This window comes from Paenibacillus sp. JNUCC 34, from assembly GCF_058269055.1.
The window spans coordinates 3,456,093-3,476,806 of the sequence record NZ_CM177770.1 but is presented as its reverse complement, the minus strand read 5'-3'; the positions used below and the strand labels follow the sequence as shown (position 1 = coordinate 3,476,806).

The window sequence follows — 20,714 nt, the reverse complement described above, 5'->3', positions numbered from 1 at the left end:
CGGGGTGCCGTATGTCAATTTTTAAAAAGCAAGAATCTTTTTGGGCAAGTCAGTTTGAAGAGGATGATTATCTTATTCATTTGCCTTATTGTAAAACAAATTTAAAACATACAGGCGATACGGACCCTCACAATTTTGTATATAAACCTTTGTCACACGACGTTTCACATAAAATCAAGTCCATCTCGAAAAACGCTCAGATGGCGATTTATGCAATCTTGTTAACGGGAGTTAAATGCCTGTTTTATAAATACACGAGTGAAAAGAATATGATTATTGGCATGCCGACGATTGAAGAAAAGAACAATGATCTTTCGCTTTCGAATAAGTTCTTAATCTTAAAAAATGAAATAAATAGTACGATGACATTTAAATCCTTATTTAATCAAGTGAAATTAGGTTTAAGTGAAGCCATCCAGCATCAAAGAGTACCGTTTAGAAAAATGGTCGAACATTTAAATATGCAGTATGATTCGAACCATTTACCTATGATCCATACCATTGTTGCTTTGAATGAAATTCATTCATCTTTTGATGAAAATAACGTAAAAGCAGCTACTATGTTTCATTTTGATCTGGAGAAGGATTCCATTCATTTAAAATTAATTTATGATGAAGAGCGTTATGACAAAGAATTTATGATGCAAGTTATAGAACATTTAGACAAGTTATTCTCCGTTGTTTTGAACCAGCCTAACCTGGAGTTAGGCAAAGTGGAAATGCTCTCAGAGCTTCATCGAAACAAGCTATTATTTGATTTTAACGATACAGCGGCGGGGTATCCAACGAACAAGACGATGCATCAATTATTTGAAGAACAGGTGGAACGAACACTGGATCATGCAGCTGTGGTATTTGAGAATAAACAATTAACGTACAGAGAATTAAATCAACAATCCAACCAATTGGCCCGAACGCTTCAATCTCATGGTGTCCATGCAGGTCAGTTCGTTGGGATTATGGCGGAACGCTCGCTTGAGATGATCGTCGGCTTATTAGGTATTCTAAAAGCTGGGGGAGCTTATGTTCCAATCGATCCGGAATATCCGGAAGAGCGTATTCAGTATGTATTAGAGGATTCGAAAGTGAAATGGTTGCTGCTGCAAAGTCATTTACAGAAACCAGTCAATTTTGCAGGGACATGTATCATTCTTGATGATGTGAAGAGTTATAATACCAATCATTTGAACTTGGAGCACGCAGCGAGTCAGCGTGACTTGGCATATGTGATCTATACGTCAGGAACAACAGGGAATCCTAAAGGAGTGATGATCGAACACGGCAGTATTGCGAATTCCCTGCAGTGGAAATCAGAATTTTATAACTTTACTGGGGAAGATCGGGTATTGATGTTGAATCCATTCGTTTTTGATTCATTTATTACCCATTTTTTTGGGCCGATGATATCCGGATCGACGGTGTATGTGTTAAACCAACAACAATGTAAAGATGCTATAGCAATCAACAACATGATAAAAGAGCAGGGGATCACGCATATCCAAAGTCCACCCAGTTTTTTGATGACCTTACTAGAAAATGTGAATTCAGAAGATTGGATTTCAATGAAAAATGTTGTTGCTGCAGGAGAGAAGATCATGCCTGCCTTAATACATCAATTGCAGCGCATCAATCCGCATATTGAGGTGTGTAATGAATATGGTCCAACCGAAAATAGTGTCGTATCAACGGTTCTTTCTATCAACCGCGCGGTTCAAGACATCTCAATCGGGAAGCCTATCGCGAATAATAAAGTCTATATTTTAGGGGAACAAAATGCATTACAGCCTATTGGCGTACAGGGCGAATTATGTGTAGCAGGGGCCGGACTCTCCAGAGGTTACTTGAACCGGCCAGACCTGACGGCGGAGAAATTCGTAGATGATCCGTTTGTTTCGGGAGCAAAAATGTACAGGACGGGTGATTTTGCAAGATGGTTGCCGGATGGAAACATTGAATATATAGGAAGGATGGACCATCAAGAGAAAATTCGTGGATACCGGATCGAGCTTGGCGAAGTGGAAACGGCACTTTTAAACCTAACCATGATCCAAGAGGCAATCGTCATGGCCAGAGAAGATGAAACGGGAACAAAGCAATTATGCGCATATTTGCTAGGGAAGGATGCAATCACGATAGGAAAACTGCGGGAAGAATTGTCGCAGCAACTGCCGAACTACATGATTCCGTCCTATTTTGTACAACTAGACCAGATGCCGCTTACGCCAAATGGAAAAATCGACCGCAAAGCGCTGCCTGCTCCAAAAGAAAATATGTTGAAGGGAATGGAGTACGAAGCACCACAAACGGTTGTGGAACAACAACTCGCATCCATTTGGGAAGCGGTACTAGGCGTTGAGAACATTGGGATTTCTGATAATTTCTTTGAGCTTGGAGGAGATTCGATTAAATCCATTCAAGTTTCTTCGAAATTATACCAAGCGGGTTATCAGGTCCAGATGGATCATTTGTTTAAGTATCCAACCATTGCAAGCTTGCTACCCTATGTTCATCCGATAGGGACGATGTCAGAACAGGGAATCATAACCGGAAAAGTGTCGCTGACTCCAATCCAGCATTGGTTTTTTGAACAATATAAGGTAGATGCCCATCATTATAATCAATCTGTTATGTTACACCGGAAAGAAGGTTTTCACGAAGCCACACTTCGCCGCGTATTAAATAAGATTTGTGAACATCATGATGCGCTTCGTATCGTATACCGCCAAACGGAACAAGGCTATGAAGCATGGAATGAAGGGACGGAAAAAGAACCATTATATACGCTTGAAGTGATGGATTTCAACCCATTAGCAGATCCATCTCAACGGATCGAGAATAAAGCAAATGGAATTCAAAGCAGTATCAACTTGGATAAAGGACCTTTGATGAAGTTAGGCTTGTTTCAATGTGCAGATGGAGATCATCTATTGATCGTTATTCACCATTTGGTCATCGACGGGGTTTCATGGCGGATTTTGATAGAAGACATCTCGAGGGGATATGAACAATTATGTCATGAAGAACCGATTCAATTCCCCCAAAAAACAGGTTCATTCCAATTATGGGCAGAACAACTGAAGTTGTATGCGGACAGCGAAGCCATAAAACAAGAGCTTGAATATTGGAATGAAATAGAACAAACAGCAATTAAGCCGCTGCCTAAAGATGACAACCAGGATCATGCACTTGAAAAAGACAGTGAAGAAATAACTTTGGCATGGACAGCAGCCGAAACGGAGCAATTATTAAAACACGCGAATCGGACCTATAAAACGGAGATTAACGATTTGCTGCTAAACGCGTTAGGGATGTCTATTCATCTTTGGACGGGCATGGATAACGTTCTGGTCAATCTGGAAGGGCATGGAAGAGAACAAATTATACCGGATCTCGATATGACACGTACGATGGGATGGTTTACGAGCCAGTATCCTGTTGTACTAAATATGGAAGCAAGCTCAAATTTATCCTGTCTCATCAAGACAAACAAAGAAAACCTTCGCAAAATCCCCAAAAAAGGCATTGGTTATGGAATTTCAAGGTATTTAACCGGAAATCAGAAAGAGGTTCCATTTACATTGAATCCTGAAATTAGTTTCAACTATTTGGGACAATTCGATCAGGATATTCAGAACAGTGCGATGCAGATTTCCCCATACTCAGGCGGAGCAACAGCAAGCGAAAACCATACAAGAAATCATCTTATCGACATCAACGGCCTAATTGTGGAAGGGAAATTGTCGCTTTCACTTCGGTATAGCCGTACGCAATATCGAAAAGAAACGATGGAGCGATTGACTAAATGTTATAAAGATTGTCTGCAAGCAATTGTTATGCACTGCGTTACGAAAGAGAAACCGGAATTAACACCAAGTGATATTTCGTTAAAAGGAATCACCATTGAAGAATTGGAAGGATTTGTACAGCAATCTGAACATATTGGTGAAATAGAAGATATATATGCGTTATCGCCTATGCAAAATGGAATGTTTTTCCACAACTTGCTTCATTCAAGTTCTGAAGCTTATTTCATTCAAACGACACTTGATCTGCATGGGTCTTTAGATGTGGAAGCTTTTACAAAGAGTTTGGATCATATGATGCAACAGAATGCCATATTCAGAACTAATTTTCATAGTAAATGGAAGAATAGACCACTGCAAGTCGTATATCGCCATAAACAGAATGGATTTTTATATGAAGATTTGCGTGAAATGAATGAAGAAGATCGTGAAGCGTATGTTGCATCCTATACGAGAGCAGATAAAATCAAAGGTTTTGACTTGTCTCAAGATGTGCTAATGCGTATATCGATCCTGCACACCCATGAACAAACCTATCGTTTTATCTGGAATTATCATCATATTTTGATGGATGGATGGTGTCTCTCTCTTGTTATAAAAGAGCTGTTTGAAGGATATTTTGCGATTCTAGAACAAAGAAGGCCTGAGGAAAAAACAACGGTCCACTATAATCAATATATCGAATGGCTGGAAGAGCAAGATCATGAGAAATCTTTGAAATACTGGAGCGACTATTTGCAAGGTTATGATGGGCAAACCACTTTACCGAAAAACAATACAATTTCGAAAAATGAAGAATATCGTTCGGAGAATTTGATTTTTACGCTAAGTAAAGAATTAACCGGGCAAATGGGACAAGTCGCCAGTCAGAATCAAGTTACGATGAATACGTTCATGCAGACATTATGGGGCATGCTGCTCCAGAAATATAATGGCAGTGAAGATATTGTATTCGGCAGTGTGGTATCAGGCAGACCCGCGGCGATCCATGGTGTTGAAAGCATTATTGGCTTATTCATCAATACCATCCCTGTGCGCGTGCAGGCTCAAGGAAACGACACTTTTGTAGAGATCATGAAGCGGAATCAAGAACAAGCTGTTGCTTCGCATCATTTCGATACGTATCCATTATATGAGATTCAAGCTGTAACACAACAAAAACAACATTTGATTGATCATATCCTGGTATTCGAAAATTATCCCGTACAAGGGATTATGGAGCAACTTGGGGATGATGAGCAGACAGCTCTTCAGGTTACGAATGTTGAAGGAGATGAACAAACGAATTATGATTTTAACCTGATTATCAAGCCAGGTGAAGAAATGAAATGGATGTTCTATTACAATGCCAACGTCTATGATCGGGCAAGCGTAGAACGCATTCGAGGCCATTTGATTCATATGATTCAGCAAGTGATCAACAATTCACATATCCATATAAATGACATGGAATTGACAACAACACAAGAGAAAGCGCAGATTTTAGAAGTGTTTAATGATTCCATGGCCGACTATCCATTGGACAAGACTATTCATGGGTTGTTTGAAGAGCAAGCGGTACGGATTCCTGAACAAGTGGCAGTTGTATTTGAGGATCAACATTTGACCTACAAAGAGCTGAACGAGAAAGCCAATCAATTGGCAAGAACGCTGAAAGGCAAAGGTCTGCAAGCGGATCAGCTCATTGGGATCATAGCTGAACGATCATTAGACATGATCATTGGAATCCTCGCAATTTTGAAAGCTGGCGGAGCCTATGTGCCCATTGACCCCGAATATCCAGAAGATCGTATTCGCTTTATGCTTGAGGATTCGGGAGTACATGTATTATTGCTGCAAAGCCATTTGCAAGAACGCATCTCTTTTACCGGAAAGGTTGTCTACTTGGATTATCCTGAGTTCTATCATGAAGACAATTCAAACTTGGGAATCACCGCTGCACCAACGGGGTTGGCATACGTGATTTACACTTCAGGAACAACAGGCAAACCGAAAGGTACGTGTATTGAACATAAAAACGTCGTTCGTTTATTGTTCAATAGTAAAAACTTGTTTGACTTCAATGCATCGGACACGTGGACGTTGTTTCATTCCTTTTGTTTTGACTTTTCCGTATGGGAAATGTATGGGGCATTACTCTATGGCGGGAAATTAGTCATCGTGCCGCAAATGACGGCAAAAAGTCCGGAACAATTTTTACGATTGTTAAAAGATGAGCAAGTGACGATATTGAATCAAACGCCAACTTACTTCTATCATCTTCTTCAAGAAGAGTTGAAAGATCATGGAGGAGAGTTGACATTAAGAAAAGTAATTTTTGGAGGAGAGGCCCTCAATCCGGCGTTATTGATGGATTGGAAGGTGAAATATCCATTCATACAGTTGATTAATATGTATGGGATAACCGAAACAACGGTTCACGTGACATATAAAGAAATAAGCGAAATCGAAATACATGCAGGAAAAAGCAATATTGGAAAATCGATTCCTACCTTGCAAACATATATTTTAGATAACAAGCAACGAATTCAACCGATTGGCGTGCAGGGAGAATTATATGTAGCAGGCGAGGGACTTGCCAGAGGTTATCTGAACCGGCCTGATTTGACAGCAGAGAAATTCGTAGATAATCCATTTGTTACAGAAGGGAAAATGTATAGAACGGGAGATGCCGCGAGATGGCTGCCGGATGGAAATATTGAATATCTGGGACGGATTGATCATCAAGTGAAGATTCGCGGTTACAGAATTGAGCTTAGCGAAGTGGAAACAGTGCTTTTAAAAATAGAATCCATTCAAGAAGCAGTCGTTATTGCCCGGGAAAATGATGATGGATCGAAGCAATTATGTGCGTATTGGAAAGGCGACAGCTCACTGACGGCAAAGAAAATTAGAATGGCATTATCTCAAGAAATCCCGGATTATATGATCCCGTCTTATTTTGTTCGATTAGATCAAATACCGTTAACGTCAAATGGGAAAATTGACCGAAAAGCATTGCCTTCTCCTAAAGAAAGCATTCAAACAGGAACAGAATTTATGGCGCCCCAAACCCATGTAGAACAAACGATAACATCGGCTTGGGAAGCTGTGCTCGGCGTTGAAAAGATTAGCATCCTGGATAATTTTTTTGAACTTGGGGGCGATTCGATTAAGTGCATTCAAGTTTCCTCACGATTGTTCCAAGCCGGATATAAAGTGGAAATGAAGCATTTCTTCACCTATCCAACAGTTGCAGAGTTAAGTTTACACGTTAAATCAGTGAGCACGATTTCCGACCAAGGTGAAGTTACGGGACAAGTGATGCTCACCCCCATTCAGCGCTGGTTTTTTGAACAAGGTATGGCGGATGCACATCATTACAATCAGGAAATGATGTTCCATCGGGAAAAAGGCTTTGAAGTCAGTTTCATTCACAACGTGATGACTACGCTTATTAAGCATCATGATGCTCTTCGTACTGTATACCGTCAGGCGGCTGAAGGCGGGTATGATGCATGGAATCGGGGGATAGAGGAAGAAGAATTGTTCAGTCTTGAAATAGTTGACCTTAAGCATGAAGTAAACCCTGCACCTATCATTGAAAATAAAGCCAAGGAGATTCAGAGCAGTATAGATCTGTATCAGGGGCCTCTGGTAAAACTGGGTTTGTTCCAATGTGCTGAAGGAGATCATTTACTTGTTGCCATTCATCATTTGGTGATAGATGGGGTTTCATGGCGCATTTTATATGAAGATATTCAAGCAGGATATGATCAGTTCTTAAACGGTCAAGAAATCCGGCTTCCGCAAAAAACGGCTTCGTTTAAACAGTGGGCAGAACAATTGTCCCTTTTTGCTGACAGCGCCGCGATGGAGCAAGAGGTTAAATATTGGACTCGCATGGAGCAGGTTGAAATAAACCCGCTGCCTAAAGATATTGCTTGTGATGAGACGATCGGGAAAGAGAGTGAAACGATAACCGTTCAGTGGACAGCAGCCGAGACCGAGCAATTATTAAAGGAGACTCATCGTACGTATAATACGAAAATTAATGATATATTGCTAACGGCACTGGGCATGGCTATTCATGCTTGGACAGGCGTGAAAGAAATCGTCGTGAATCTGGAAGGACACGGGAGAGAACAAATCATTCCGGATATGGATATCACGCGTACAGTGGGATGGTTTACGAGTATGTATCCAGTGCTCCTAACGATGAAAGCCGGTAGCGATGTATCGAGGAGAATTAAGACAGTTAAGGAAAGTCTGCGCCAGATACCAAACAAAGGAATCGGCTACGGGATTTTAAGATATTTGTCACAGGGGCATGAAGAATTCGCTTTTGAGAAAAATCCGGAAATCAGTTTCAATTATATGGGACAGGTGAATCAAGGTTCGAATGATGGTGGAATTAAATTTTCAACTTATTCCAATGGTCCATCTGTAAGCGAAAACAACAAGAGGCCGTTTGTACTTAACATCAATGGGATCGTTATCGAGGGAAGGCTGTCGCTCACCATTAACTATAGCCGAAGACAATATCGACGGGAAACGATGGAGCAGCTGGCATGTTTCTATAAGGAAAGTCTCGATGAAGTGATTGAACATTGTGTTGCGAAAGAACAAAACGAACTTACACCAAGCGATATTTCATGCAAGTCATTAACCATTGATCAATTGGATCAATTAGTGGAACAAACCCAACACATCGGTCAGGTTGAAAATGTGTATCCACTAACACCGTTGCAGAAGGAAATGCTGTACGAAAGTGTACGAAATCCAATTTCGGGAGCTTATTTTGTGCAAATCATGTTTGACATGCGTGGGGATTTCGATGTTGCCTCTTTTGGACAGAGCTTGGATCATTTAATGCAAAGACATGCGATATTAAGAACTAATTTTTATAGTGATTTCATGGACATCCCGTTGCAAATTGTTTATCAAGAGAAGAAATTTGAATTTAACTATGAAGATTTAATGGATACGAATGAGTTTCAACGTAAGGCGTATGTTGACGATTATATCCAACAGAATAAGGAAAGAGGATTTGATTTACAACAAGATTCTTTAATACGCATGTCTGTCTTACGAACAAAGAATGAAGAATACCGCGTCATATGGAGTTTTCATCATATTTTAATGGACGGCTGGTGTATGTCTCTTGTAAGCAAAGAAATTTTCGAAAATTATTTTGCGATTCGGGAGAACAGAAAACCTGAAATGACTTTATTAACACCGTATAGTCAATTTATTGAGTGGTTGGAACAGCAAGACAATGAAGGAGCCATAACATATTGGAGTCATTACTTGGAAGGCTATGAAGGGAAAACGAAATTACCTGGAGAAAAAATCAAAACGAAGCATGAAAGACAAGATTCAAAAACACTAAACTGTTATTTGGATGATGTACTGATCCAGCAAATGAAACAGGTAGCGGAGCAGCATCAGGTTACGATTCACACGTTAGTGCAGACGGCTTGGGGTGTTTTGCTACAGCAATATAATGAAAGCAGCGATGTTGTATTCGGAAGTGTTGTATCAGGCAGACCGCCTGTCATTCCTGGTATCGAAAGTATGATTGGTTTATTTATCAATGCAATCCCTGTTCGTATTCACGCTAAGGGAGAAGATTCTTTTATATCAGTTATGAAAAGGAACCAGGCACAAGCCGTTGAGTCACATGCATACGATACGTATTCCTTATATGATATTCAAAATCTAACCCAGCAAAAACAATCTTTAATTAACCATGTTGTTGTCTATCAGAATTTTCCTGTAGAAGAGCAAATGGAGAATTTGGGCAAAAAGGGTAAAAGACCGCTCGAAATTGTGAATGTTGAGGGTACAGAACACAATAGCTTTGACTTTACATTGATCGTAAAGCCCCATGAGCAGATGAAGATCATATTGATGTACAATGCCAATGTTTATGATTTATCCACAGTAGAGCAGATTCAAAAACATTTTATTTCCATAATTAAACGGGTGGCAACGAACCCGGAAGTTAAAATTAATGAACTTGGATTGATTACGTCGAGTAGTTTTTAGTACACGTAAAAGTAAATGAACTATTAAATGGCCTTGAATTATGATTGAATAATTCTCTCTTGTTTAATCAGCGCTCACGTGATTTTTCGGTGAAAGAATCACCGTCAAAGGCGTGAGCGCTTGTACGTCAGGCACGTCATGAAAGCTAGAGAACTGTTGTTTCGATAGTTAACTCACATGTATTCTCCCAACCTTTTTATTACTTTCATTTTAATCGATTTGGGAGTCTATACAATCTATTTTACAGACTCGGACCCGCCACGTTTGTCGCCAGCACAAAATATCCTATCTGCTGTTCATGCGCGACCATCTGTTACAGAAAAAGGAAAAAACAATCCTAAGTCGAATTTAGTTCTTGGGGGTGTTTTATGTTAAAAGATCTATTACTGGATATTATTGGTATTTTGTTTCCGTTATTGATATACCAATTTGTTTGTATTACTAACAAAAATTTCTACAATGAGGGCCAACGTCGAAAGATGTTTCTGGGATTAATGTGCGGGGCGGCAATTGTTTTATCCATGCTTTTTCCGACTACTATTACCAATGACTTTGACGGTGATCTAAGAAGCATTCCATTAATCATCTCTGTTTTATATGGCGGCTATATGGGGGGATTGATTTCTTTTGCATTTTTAATAGTATGCCGTTTTTTTATTGGTACGGATGGTTTTTTTATAAGTTTCATCGCTTCATTTATTATCTGCGCTGCTGCTTCTCTTTTTGCTTCTCGTTTTAATAATAGACCGCCGAAAACTCGATTTATCATTTGTATATTTTTAACGTTGGTTGCAATGACCATTTCATGGTATGCATCCGTCTTTACGTATCAGAAGGACGAGTTTTATTCCATATCTAATGCATTTCAGATTTGCCTAATACAATTGATCTCCATGTGTATGTCTGTTTTTTTGATGGAAGTAACCATTAAAGCAATTTCGATGCAAGAACAAATCATTCGTACTGAAAAATTAAATGTAACCAGTCAATTAGCTGCTTCTGTGGCGCATGAAATTCGTTCTCCACTAACTTCTATTAAAGGTTTTTTACAGCTGTCGTTACGTAATGCGGAAGGGAAGGTCAAGCAGTATCTGGAAATATCTATGGTTGAACTAAACCGGATGGAATATATCATTAATGATTTCCTCAATTATTCAAAACCCCAAATCGAAACGATTGAAGTAGTCTCAATATGCGAAATATTAAATCAGATCAAAGAATCTGTAGATCCCTTTGCACATTCGAAGAATGTGGACTTGAATGTGGATTCAGAAGATAACCTATGGATTCAGGCAGAACAGTTTAAAATAAAACAAGCAGTTATGAATATCATTAAAAACTCAATAGATGCTTCAACAGGATCTAAAGGGCAAGTTTCTATCAAAGCATATCGTCAATTGAATAAAGTTTGTATAAAAATTCGTGATAACGGGGTTGGAATGACATCTGAAGAACTCGCGATATTGGGAACCCCTTTTTACTCTACAAAAACGAATGGCACTGGACTCGGTCTTATGGTGACGTTTAGGATTATCCAAGCTATCAATGGGCAATTGGAGTTTCTGAGCGTCAAGGGTGAGGGCACTACTGCACTTGTAATTCTTCCTGCAGTTGATGACCATACTTATGCCAGCAATGAAATGCATGAGACCAAATCCAATAGATGAGATCCAAAATCCAAACTCAGTTTGAATGCAAATATTAGTTTGATATGTTTCATAAAGATCAGATGTAAACATTTTTTTTCATGCTAATATATGATTGAGTCCTAAAAAAGGTCATATCATTTGTGATATAGACCTTTTTTAGAGCTATCAATATATAACTATTAATATGGGTGGTGCTTTACTTGTTAGATAGGCGAAATAAGATTGCCAGTGTACTTACATGGATCGGGGTTGCTATTATTGTAGCGGGTATCATTTTAGGTGTGGTATTAGGGAAAGTGAATATCGGTATCTATAGTGAGACATATGAACGAGTGTGGTTATTAACAATCATTTATTGGGTTACAGGATTTATATCAGGAATGTGTATTATCGGATTATCAGAAATTATAGAACAATTACATAGAATAAATTTGAAGATTGGAAAAAAACCAGAACCAGAGGATGATGATGATTTGGAATTATTAAATGGTTAATTCGGGGGTTGAAATGTTGGTGAATTTAGAATGTCCTGTAGAATTACTTGAATATGAATTATATAAAAGCAAAAGCACTGGTATGGTTTACTGTTCATTAACGTTTAATAACGTGTCAGACAAAATTGTTAAAGGACTTAAGGCTACGATCTATTGTTATGACCAATTTGGCGATTCCATTGGGGAAGGAAATAATAGCTTAGAATGTGAAATTGAATTTAAAGAGGGTTTAGTACAGAATCGAAAACGAAAAACTGACAACAAGATACCACTGTCCGATTTTCAAAATATTAGAAAAATAGAAATTGATGTAATAAAAGTTTTATTTAATGATAAATCGATATGGAATAAGGGTTCATCAGAATTAGAAAAAGTCGAATTAACCAAGATAGAGAATAAAATGCTTTTAGAATTTGTTAAGGGTCGTGCAGGAACGGATGCCAAGTACTTTGCCAAAAAGTATGATGATAAATGGGTATGTGTTTCCGGAAGACTAAATTATGACGATCAATCCACTTGTAAAAGGTGTAAAAGAGGTAGAGATGATGTTTTAACTGAGTATAGCGATGAGGAAAAGATTAGGAACGATGTGAAAGCTAATGAAGAAAGGAAGGCTGAAAGACAAAGAAAGGCAGAGGAAGAAAGAGAAAGGCAATTAGAAATCAGCAAACAAAAGGCAAAGAAAGTGACTAAATATAGTTCTATTGTTGCTGCTATAATACTAATCGTTGGAGTAACTGTATTTGGATTTATAACGAAGTTTACGTTTTCTATGGCAAATCATCAGTTGTTAAATGATAAGGATAATCCAGTGGGCGAAACAATAAAAGATGAGAGTTTAGTGAAAGATGATTTTTTATTAGAGAATGGGGCTGGAGAAGATCTTCAAAATAGCGGTGAAGAAAAGTCTATAGCTGTGAACGGCATTATCGACACTTCATTTGTATCGGGTGGAGGGAGCAATGGGCGTGGTGATTTCACAATTAAATATCGTAAAAACGGTAGCGTCAAAAATATACAGATCGATGATATTATTGAGCCCCTCATTGTGGATATTGATAACAATGGCGTGAAAGAGATTGTGATTAGCTACAGAATATATTTACCGGAATTTGGTAATGCCCAAATGCCGTATTGGGATGATGTATATGATTTTGATATTGCCAAGGAAGAGTTGGTTTTAGCTAGCATAAAGTATCCAGAATATTATCGAAGTTATTTCATACCGTCCATTAAGAAACGAGAAGCTGAAAGCACTAATGCTGCTGAAAAACATACACAAGCAGTGCTTATACAGGCAGCGAATGATTTGATTGATGGGAATTTCAATCCTGATGTTAATCAAGAGAAAATCACCAAACTACTGGAATATAATGCATCGGCAGTTAAACTGAATATTACCAGGGAAGATGATATTTTTTATATTCACGGTATTACACTTGGCATGAATATAAATCAGGTCATTAAGATGCTGGGTAATCCTGATGAATCTTTTGAGGTTGACTCGAAAGTCGCAGTTTGGTATTTCGAACACAATTTAGAACTAGTTGCAGAATACGGAATAGATACCATACATTATATCGCTCTAGGCGAATTTGATCAGTTGGCCATGGAGCAAAGCATGAATACCTTGGGGGAGCCAACGAAGAAATACCAAGATGAATATGATTACATTACTCCCAGCCAGCAACTTAGATTTCATGCCATGTCAAGTCCAGTAAGCTTCAGAGTGCAGCTTATGGATCCTAGAGGGCCTTAGAGGGAACGAAAACTAGATACTGTAATTTTATATCTATCTTATCAGAACAGCCCGGTCATTTAGTGACCGGGCTGTTCTGATTTTGCAACCAGACTGTGACTATACCAGTGTAAACTCGATAAGAGTCTTATCCCTTCTTCACATCGTTGTGAGAGGCCTTATTGCCAATATTGTACTTCTTCATCAAGTAGTTTCAAGAATAAAATAGGAATATCAATTACATTTACTGCTTTATTCTTATCGACAATTTTAGTGCCGGATGCGCATCTATGGTTGATATCAACGGATATATTTTTGGCCAAAAGCGCTTTGGTCAGATATATGATTGAAGTTATCTTTTCATCCAAAGAGTAGTAGCTTTTTCCATTTCTATGTTCCCATACCGTTTTAGTTGACTGACGGACACCATCTTCAAAGCCCATACCTTGGTGCTACTAGCTATAATTCCCGCATCTGTCGAGATACTAATGATGCAGATATTAGCACCAACTGTTAAGGTCTATGTATCATTTGAACTGTCTTTCATTTTGCTTGCAGTTGTTTTCTTTTGCCTAGCTCAAATTTTTGATTACGGTGGAGTGTTACAACAGCAATCTGATGAAACTCTTTAAGGATGGTGTATGATGGCTATTATTTTAAGATTAGATCGCATGATGGCAGATCGAAAAATATCTCTAAATGAACTTGCAGAAAAAGTAGGGATTTCTAATGTTAATCTCTCCAACATAAAAACGGGAAAAATAAGTGCCATCCGCTTTTCCACACTTGATGCGATTTGCGATGTGCTGGATTGTCAGCCCGGTGATATTTTAGAATATAAAAGGGAAGAAGATGTAAACGAATAAAATCCGCAATTATGACTTTGAAAAATCAAGTTTTTGGAGGGGCAGATGACTGATGACTGTTTCTATTTTAGTTTCTTCGATCATGCAAGTAGTTCTTGTTAGCGTAATCACTCTCCTATGTTGGTTTAAATTTGGGAGAAAAAAGCAGTCGTTTTTGAAGTGGATGGGGTTAAAAATCCCTAAAATAAACAATAGAATGTGCTTTTTCACCTTTTTAATTTTGGGATTCAGTTTGTTTTCGGCACTTGGAGTTGTGATTTTATTATTCTTTACCAATAAGTCAGACATTGCAGCATCCCAATTTTATGGAGTTGGTATTTCAGGAATAATAGCAGCTTTGTTATATGCTTTTGTACAAACAGGATTATCTGAAGAAATGTTATTTAGAGGCTTTATTGGGAAAAGAGCTATTTCTGCATTTGGATTTTTTGTTGGAAACACAATTCAAGCATTGTTGTTTGGTTGCTTGCACGGGGTAATGTTCTATTTTAATACTGGAATCTTAAATGCAACGATAATAACCATATTTACAGCTACAATCGGCTGGGTGATGGGTTACATTAACGAAAAGTTCTCAGATGGATCGATAATCCCAAGCTGGATATTGCACGGATGTGCAAATTTATTTTCAGCGTTCATTATGATGTTTAATATCTTGTGAGTACCAGAAATCGTTAAAGATGAGAGTTTAGGTCATTATAATCATGATTATTCAAGAAGAACAAGAGATCGTGTCTGGATAAGGGGATAGCGAACAGCAGCAAGAAGTTGTGGCACAGCTGGTAGCGATAATAAATTCGGATTAACCAACAGCCAAATGATCCCAGCTATTAAGTAAGTGATTGCAGATGGCTCAATAGAAAAATTGAGAAAGCTTCGCTCCATGTACCTGTATTCCTTCGAGAATTCACTAAGGTATTGAAGAAGTCCGAACGGGAATTCATTCAAAATAACCTGAAATAGAACAAGCCGGAGTGTGAATGAGTCATGCGCTCCGGCTTGTTTTTATTTTGTTAAGTTTTCTGACTGTCTTGCGTAGAATGATGCACTTTGGGGAGAGGTATGTCTATCTCGGCCTCCGCTTGGACAGTTTGGCTCAATATCTCGACCACATGCTCATGAAATTGCCGCAACGCTTTGTCAGATGGCTGATTACTTTCCTTGATTACATATTCACATTTTTTCATTGGTATACGTCTCCAAAATTTCACAGTTGTCATATTCGATGATGTGTCATCAAAAATGCTCAACATTCTACTTGGAAGGCGGCAAAAATTTAACAGGTTTGGAGTAGAAGCTATTATGGAAAGCAAAACAATTAAACGCGTAGCCGTTTATTTAAAAAATCACGGGACGATGGTGAATTTGAAGATGTTCTCTCGAAGCATAGGGATACCCTTCTGGCCTTGGTGGAGAATCGAAATTGGACCTATAGGCTATATGAAGAAGTGGCCTCTGGGGAAAAGATCGAGGCCCGAAAGGAAATGCAGAAGTTACTTCGGCATGTTGAAGATCAGCTTTATGATGGCGTAGTGGTCATGGATATTGACCGTTTAGGGCGTGGAGAAAACAAGGATTGGGCACTGATTAAAGATACGTTCCTTAACTCAGAGACGGTAATCATTACACCGAACAAGATATACGATCTGGAAATAGATAATGACGATGTATCATTTGATTTCATGTCTATTTTTGCCCGAATAGAGTACAAAACGATTAAGCGAAGAATGAAGCAGGGGAAAGAGGCAGGAGCCAAGAAAGGCATGTGGACAAACGGAAAGCCACCGTTTCCTTACTACTGGTCGGTATTGGTGGATGAAACAAAGCGTCCAATTTATCGAGCGATTGTTGAAAAGTATTTGAATGGAACAAACCTTGGTCATATTGCCATTTGGTTGACGGATAACAAGATACCCACGCCATACAACATTAAGCCGGATGGAAAGAACAAGGGCTGGTTAAACATTACGGTTCAACGGTTGCTGGCATGGTTATATCACTTATAGCAAAAGCGTGGTCAGGTGGAGCTTGTACCCTAAGAAGAGCGGATTAAAGTCATGGGAACACATGAAAAGCTGAAAACGCGGGAAGAACATGAAGCGACTATGGAGCGGTTGCTAAAGAACAGAATGTTGAACCCGAATTCCAGAAGGAGCATTTTTCCGTTATCAGGCTTGTTGTATTGTGAAAAGTGCGGTTCACGGATGAGATTCCGAGTAGGTGAGAACAAAAAGCAAGGGCAGTTTTGGAGTGCCCTATGCTATCACCAGTACAAAGATGGAAGCAAATGTGAGCAACGAGGCAAGGTAATGGATGCTGACTTTTTTAATGCTCTATATGACCGAATTATTCATGTAGATCCAAATATTTTGCGGGAAATTGAACTTCATGGGAGCCGTTACAAAAAGACGATAATTGAAGTGAAGGAAGAGGAATCGAAAAAGCAGAAGCGGGTATTTGACAAGCTGCATGAATCGTATGAAGAGGACATGATAACGAAGCAAGTATTTTTGGAGCGTAAAGCTATCCAGTCTAGACAGATACAGAAGCTGGATGAAGAGTTGAAGGATTTACGGAAGGTAGTAGTAGATGAAGGGAATTATCCGACCGTGGAGCAGTTATATGAGCGGGTGGGTGAGTTTAGGGAGTTGTGGAGCGCTGCGATGACGAGTTAAGAGAAGAATCGGGCGTTGAAGAAGCTGGTGGAGCGGATTGTGTACAATCGGGAAGGGAATTGTGTGGAGCTGACGGTTTGTTATAGGTGAGAGTGAGTAGTTTTGGAAGTCCTTTCCACCGTCTCTACATATGTGGAGTGCTTAATATTGATGGTTTGTAATCTATAAATGAGATGTGACAGTATTGCTCAAATGTATTGATTTTAATAATTATGTACACTTAGGCTCTGTTATTAAACTACGGGCAGTTAAGATCGATCGCGGGGAACCGTATCACAAATAGTGGTAAAGCAGAAAATGATGTTAAGTATAGAAGTAGCAATTTTAAATATGCTGGTAGGCTTAGTTTTTTTTGCATTCATAACATTTGGAGTGCTGTGTGTCAGTAGTGGTTTGGGGTTACATTAACCTCTAGACAAAATATTATAACTTTTGGAGTTCAAGTGATATTATGCTTGAGCTCTTATTGTTGTTAAGGCAAATATTGTAGATTATAGAAGGGATTTGTATAGGTCTGTCGAATTAAATTATTAGGACTAACTTGGTAGGTTTTAGAAATACTGAGTTTTAAACCCCGGAACGGGGTAGGTAAGAATTAAGGGGGGGATTTCTTTGGCTAAGATAGATTCAATATTCGATAAACTGTTTGAGTCAAATAAACAAGATGTTCTATACAAATCACTAAACAAATCAGCATATTTCGAATCGGCGAATCAACAAATAGATTATGCTAGACCTTCATTAATTGAATTAAGAAGACTATTTGGGAAACCAGATAGTTGTTATTCTGACTCAATAGGTCCTCACCCTGATTTTTTGAATTTAGAAGGTGAAGATAGTGAGTACCATTATATAGTTTCGGTATTTATGGATATTTCCGGTTCCACTCGACTGGGATTGAAATTCGATTTGCCAGAAGTGAGACTTTATAAAAATGCTATTTTGAGGTCGGCTATAGAAATATTTCAAGCTTTTGATGGGCATATTCATAGACTACAAGGCGATGCAGTCTTTGCATTTTTTGGGCATAAGCAAATGAAAAAAGCAGATGCTATAATCAATGCTATTAACGCTGCATCTCTAATGCAATCTTTCAATAGATCAACGTTAACAGAATTTTTTGAAGCAAATGGACTTGATCCATTAAAAATTCGAATAGGAATTGATGTAGGAGACGATGGTGATGTACTGTGGTCAAGATATGGAATAGCGAACGTTACTGAAATAACTACAACAAGTATCCACACTGATCTAGCCGCAAAATTGCAGTCGAAAGCTAATGGTAATGGTATAATGATTGGTGAAAATATTTACAATTATTTAGATTTGCCCGAAAAATATTTAAATGTGAAAATATATCAAGAAAATTATAATCAAGTTGAAGATAAATATATTCTTCAAAATCCAGCATACTCAATGAGATTATTTCACTGGAATAATTATTTGAAGGATTTTCCCTACCAAGTGAATGATGATTCTAATAATATATCTTCTCCAGAATACTTTGAAGTTAAATGCTATGTTGTGAAGGATGGACAGGAATTTGAATATCACAGTAACAGTGAGGCTCTAGAAAAAGGACTTGAATTGAAATTCCAGTTGATAACGAAGCTCATAAATCCAAGAAATATTAAATGGTCTGTGGAAAATACAGGTGAAGAAGCAAGTAACAATGGTGAAGGGACATTGAAATTCCCTATGACTAATTATGATGGGCAATATGAATGTTTACAATCAACCGCATACAATGGTTACCATCATATGATATGTTCGTTTGTAACAAGCGACGATAAATCAATTGTGAATAAGTTTGGAATCTTTATAAATGACAACATGCGTGGTCTTAAAAGGCTATCTGTTACTCATACACTAACAAAATAAACATAAAACATATTTAGGGAAATTTTGAAATTCATCCAGATAGGGTGGAGATAATGTTCAAATTAGAATTTAATAAACATGAAATGGTATATCTCAGTGACTATATTAAGTTTGCAGACGCAAAAGCAGGAGTAATAATAGGCATAAATGGTTTATTGATAAAGAGTACAATTGATCTAATTTCACCGAGTAAATTATATCCTATCTCAGACTTCATAGGATTTTTGGGGATATTAATCTTGTTAGTAGGCATAGGTTTTTTAGTAAGTGTAGTGTTACCTAGAACAAAATTCAGGGCTAGTAGAGGTATTATCTTTTGGGATAATATTGTTCAATATGATAAATCGATTGACTATGTCAATGATGTTATGTCTTTAGATATAATAAAAATAAATGAAAAAATGGCTGAACAAAATTATTTCTTGGCAAAAACAGCAGCTAAGAAATATCGCTTGCTAGTCTTTGGATTTTGGATAAGTGTTATTGGCGCATTTTTCGTAATAACAAGATATGTTTTAGGATATATTCAATAAATTAAGAGTCTGCGCTTTGCAAGCATGCTTTAATCAAGCAATTAAAACCATTATAAAATTATGGAGCCTGTTTCAAGAGTATATGGATGGACTAAAACTAGCTATTGAAAAAGCTAAGTATTTTAATAAATGCGGTTAAGTCACATTCAATATTCTCGCATAAGTAGATGTGTTCTTTGTCTAAAATAAGAAAATGGTATTCATCGTTCTTAATAAGCTTTCGTAGATGCGTTAAGCATATCCTTAAATTGTGCCGAGCTTTTCGGTCGGGACATTCCCCCATAGATCATCACATAGTTGTTCTCTTGTTACGGAGGGGGTTAATGCCAGATAAATAAGAATTTGCTTGGCGTAGCGCTGATTCCAGCCTTCAATAAGTTGCTCATCATTAACAAAAACCTGAAACTGATTTATTAAATCTACCCTTAATGTATTCACGGATGAAGCTTGGTTCCTTTCATCCATTCTTTCAAATAATTCACTATTACGAGGAAGATAGAGGAATAATCACTATTACGGATTTGTTGATAACATTGATATCTCAGAAAATTGGTCAAAATAATCCATGAAGAAAGATCGCATTTGTTGAGGTTTAACGATATTTTAGATGTTGTATTGAAGGAAAAATAACAAATTTATATATTGACCGTTCAGACAATGCCAGCAGTAGCTGGCATATTATTTTTTCTGATTAAGCCTTAGTAGGTATATCATTCGATTGGGTAATTTAGGTAGTTGTAGAGCGCCGTGACAACGAGCGAGCAAAGAATAAGCCATTGAAAAAGCTGGAGGAGCGGATTGTGTATAATCGAGATGACAGCCGGATTAAATAGACGGTGGCTTATAGATGACATACATGGAATTAATGTAGTAAAGGAATATCAGTAAGATGAGCTGAGTCTGTGGAATTATTTCCATAGGTTCTATTAAATTTAATTACTCAACTGTTCAAAAGTTTAGTGTAAAAATTAACAAAAAATGTGTTATTTTGCGTAATAATATGGTACCCTAAATCATCCGATATTATATCAATAACTATGGATAT

Annotated in this window: 12 protein-coding genes; 10 read left to right on the top strand and 2 right to left on the bottom strand. The window is 38.0% G+C overall.

Features of this window, described 5'->3' with window-relative positions:
• Positions 1-11: 11 nt before the first annotated feature.
• From AC2TF5_RS16250 to AC2TF5_RS16235, 4 genes are all read left to right on the top strand, one after another.
• Positions 12-9,833 carry an amino acid adenylation domain-containing protein gene (locus AC2TF5_RS16250; RefSeq protein ID WP_491298134.1) on the top strand — a complete coding sequence of 3,274 codons (9,822 nt, stop codon included), beginning with the start codon at positions 12-14 and terminating at the stop codon, positions 9,831-9,833.
• Positions 9,834-10,201: 368 nt separating this feature from the next.
• Positions 10,202-11,500, top strand: a complete 1,299-nt coding sequence (locus AC2TF5_RS16245) for an ATP-binding protein (RefSeq protein ID WP_491298132.1) — start codon at positions 10,202-10,204, stop codon at positions 11,498-11,500.
• 182 nt (positions 11,501-11,682) lie between these two features.
• A complete protein-coding gene (locus AC2TF5_RS16240; RefSeq protein ID WP_491298130.1) occupies positions 11,683-11,976 on the top strand; it encodes a hypothetical protein in 294 nt (97 codons plus the stop codon).
• Positions 11,977-11,989: 13 nt separating this feature from the next.
• On the top strand, positions 11,990-13,735 hold the full coding sequence (locus tag AC2TF5_RS16235) for a hypothetical protein (protein ID WP_491298129.1): 1,746 nt from the start codon (positions 11,990-11,992) through the stop codon (positions 13,733-13,735).
• Positions 13,736-13,893: 158 nt separating this feature from the next.
• Here AC2TF5_RS16235 and AC2TF5_RS16230 read toward each other — a convergent pair whose 3' ends face one another.
• The gene (locus AC2TF5_RS16230; RefSeq protein WP_491298128.1) at positions 13,894-14,157 is read right to left on the bottom strand and encodes a hypothetical protein; all 264 of its coding nucleotides are present in this window, start codon (positions 14,155-14,157) and stop codon (positions 13,894-13,896) included.
• 201 nt (positions 14,158-14,358) lie between these two features.
• Between AC2TF5_RS16230 and AC2TF5_RS16225 the strand changes: the two genes are divergently transcribed.
• The 6 genes from AC2TF5_RS16225 (at position 14,359) to AC2TF5_RS16200 (ending at position 19,669) form a co-directional block, all read left to right on the top strand.
• On the top strand, positions 14,359-14,580 hold the full coding sequence (locus AC2TF5_RS16225) for a helix-turn-helix domain-containing protein (protein WP_491302913.1): 222 nt from the start codon (positions 14,359-14,361) through the stop codon (positions 14,578-14,580).
• 52 nt (positions 14,581-14,632) lie between these two features.
• Entirely contained in the window at positions 14,633-15,241 is a 609-nt protein-coding gene (locus tag AC2TF5_RS16220) for a CPBP family intramembrane glutamic endopeptidase (protein ID WP_491298127.1), read from the top strand.
• A 748-nt stretch (positions 15,242-15,989) separates the two neighbouring features.
• Positions 15,990-16,586, top strand: coding sequence for a recombinase family protein (locus AC2TF5_RS16215; protein ID WP_491302912.1), 597 nt, complete (start codon positions 15,990-15,992; stop codon positions 16,584-16,586).
• Between the two features lie 51 nt (positions 16,587-16,637).
• The gene (locus tag AC2TF5_RS16210) at positions 16,638-17,255 is read left to right on the top strand and encodes a recombinase zinc ribbon domain-containing protein (RefSeq protein ID WP_491298126.1); all 618 of its coding nucleotides are present in this window, start codon (positions 16,638-16,640) and stop codon (positions 17,253-17,255) included.
• 612 nt (positions 17,256-17,867) lie between these two features.
• Positions 17,868-19,136: a nucleotide-binding domain-containing protein gene (locus AC2TF5_RS16205; protein WP_491298125.1), complete on the top strand. Its 1,269-nt coding sequence runs from the start codon at positions 17,868-17,870 to the stop codon at positions 19,134-19,136.
• A 53-nt stretch (positions 19,137-19,189) separates the two neighbouring features.
• A complete protein-coding gene (locus AC2TF5_RS16200; RefSeq protein WP_491298124.1) occupies positions 19,190-19,669 on the top strand; it encodes a Pycsar system effector family protein in 480 nt (159 codons plus the stop codon).
• A 243-nt stretch (positions 19,670-19,912) separates the two neighbouring features.
• Here AC2TF5_RS16200 and AC2TF5_RS16195 read toward each other — a convergent pair whose 3' ends face one another.
• The gene (locus AC2TF5_RS16195; RefSeq protein WP_491298123.1) at positions 19,913-20,107 is read right to left on the bottom strand and encodes a hypothetical protein; all 195 of its coding nucleotides are present in this window, start codon (positions 20,105-20,107) and stop codon (positions 19,913-19,915) included.
• Positions 20,108-20,714 lie beyond the last annotated feature (607 nt).

Bases quoted from the DNA above. Each gene is read 5' to 3' on its own strand.
- AC2TF5_RS16210 (WP_491298126.1), top strand. From the start codon at position 16,638: ATGGGAACACATGAAAAGCTGAAAACGCGGGAAGAACATGAAGCGACT.
- AC2TF5_RS16230 (WP_491298128.1), bottom strand. From the start codon at position 14,157: ATGGGCTTTGAAGATGGTGTCCGTCAGTCAACTAAAACGGTATGGGAA.
- AC2TF5_RS16220 (WP_491298127.1), top strand. From the start codon at position 14,633: ATGACTGTTTCTATTTTAGTTTCTTCGATCATGCAAGTAGTTCTTGTT.
- AC2TF5_RS16200 (WP_491298124.1), top strand. From the start codon at position 19,190: ATGTTCAAATTAGAATTTAATAAACATGAAATGGTATATCTCAGTGAC.
- AC2TF5_RS16225 (WP_491302913.1), top strand. From the start codon at position 14,359: ATGGCTATTATTTTAAGATTAGATCGCATGATGGCAGATCGAAAAATA.
- AC2TF5_RS16235 (WP_491298129.1), top strand. From the start codon at position 11,990: ATGTTGGTGAATTTAGAATGTCCTGTAGAATTACTTGAATATGAATTA.
- AC2TF5_RS16245 (WP_491298132.1), top strand. From the start codon at position 10,202: ATGTTAAAAGATCTATTACTGGATATTATTGGTATTTTGTTTCCGTTA.
- AC2TF5_RS16250 (WP_491298134.1), top strand. From the start codon at position 12: ATGTCAATTTTTAAAAAGCAAGAATCTTTTTGGGCAAGTCAGTTTGAA.